We start from the raw sequence: 1,368 nt of genomic DNA on the forward strand, positions 1-1,368 counted from the left end.
CTCTAACCGCCCTATCGTAGCCGAAGCCTATACCTACGCTAGTAGGCGAAGCATCATTAGTAACAGCTCTAAATATAACGGCGACCTGAGTATTATTAGATGGAGTATTGTAAGCAGTAGCCCTTAAATTCCGAACTATCCTAGCTACTCGCGGAAAATCGCTACCCAAGGATACCATATTAAACGCAGCCCTAGTATCTGCGATATATCCGGCATTATTCGCATCGGCCGTCCATGTGCTATCTCGGAGTTGAGACATTGACATAAAGCCGCTCCAACCTGGAGTTCTCTGATTTATATTTCTCGTCTCTACGCTTTGTCCGATCCACTCTAATATATCAAATCTCGGATTAGTAAGGTTGCTAATCGGCACAAAATCATTTACGGCAAGATCTCTGCCTATGGTAGAGCTTTTTATTCTATCCTCCAAGCGATTTGTGATTAGCATCATCGCATTTTGCGTTCTGGCTTCCAGCTGATTTACCGCACGTACATGCACGTAAGATTTATAGATCTTGGTGTATAGATCAGCGCCAAACATCGAGATGATCCCCAGCACTACGATAACAAACACAAGCTCTATAAGGGTAAAGCCTCTTTTCATCTCGCGCTCCTATTAGTTATGTAGTCTAGTGACGGTTGTCTGAACGCCGACGCCGATATTAGATAAAAATGCCTTTAAAACAACTGATTTAGCAGTACCATCTTTAGCTACGGCGTCGTTTAGATCCGTAGCAGCAACCCTAACCATCTTTATATTAGTAGGGGCGCCATTAGATGGTTGATCGCTAAGAACGCCTCTTATATTGGTACCCGTAGCATACTCCGCCGCGCTAAAAGGCTCTGCTACATAATCTACATCGACATTAATCCTAGTATTAAGGATAAAATCACCTCTACTGCTAGAGCCTACTAAATTGCCTACTGTCATTTGAGTAGTAAATTTATCGTAGTCATCAACATCGTTATAACGACCGCCGCCAAAAGAAATTCCATTTCTACCAAATTGCTTTTTCGTAGCTGGAGCTTGGGAGCTGATTCCACGCTGACTAGCTTCCGGCAAAATCCCCGGTCTAACTTCCTTGGTACTATTGCCCGAATCATCTACGACTGGAGTTACGGTCAAAATTCTATCCATGCAGCTTGCATCACCTCCGCAGCTAGCATCTGCCGCGTATGCGCTATCCCACTGCGCTTTAGATATACGAGACATAAAAGCTTTGGCGTTATATACGAGCTCCTCTTTGATCGCAAGGGCATTTAGCTCGGTCGTCTGCGCGACGATACGCGGGATCGCCATCGTCGTGATCGCCAAAATCACGATGGTAAAGATCAGCTCGATTAGAGTAAAACCTTTTTTCATCTTAC

2 protein-coding genes are annotated in these 1,368 nt (G+C 44.4%); both read right to left on the minus strand.

The genetic code is table 11. The features are described 5' to 3' along the window. The coding region (locus Q0238_RS11080; RefSeq protein ID WP_297946023.1) for a type II secretion system protein at positions 1-604 on the minus strand (604 nt) is incomplete at its 3' end. A 12-nt stretch (positions 605-616) separates the two neighbouring features. After that, positions 617-1,368, minus strand: a 752-nt coding sequence (locus Q0238_RS11085) for a type II secretion system protein (protein ID WP_297946025.1), incomplete at its 5' end; no start/stop codon positions are given.

The organism is uncultured Campylobacter sp. (genome assembly GCF_938045775.1).
Taxonomy (GTDB): domain Bacteria; phylum Campylobacterota; class Campylobacteria; order Campylobacterales; family Campylobacteraceae; genus Campylobacter_B.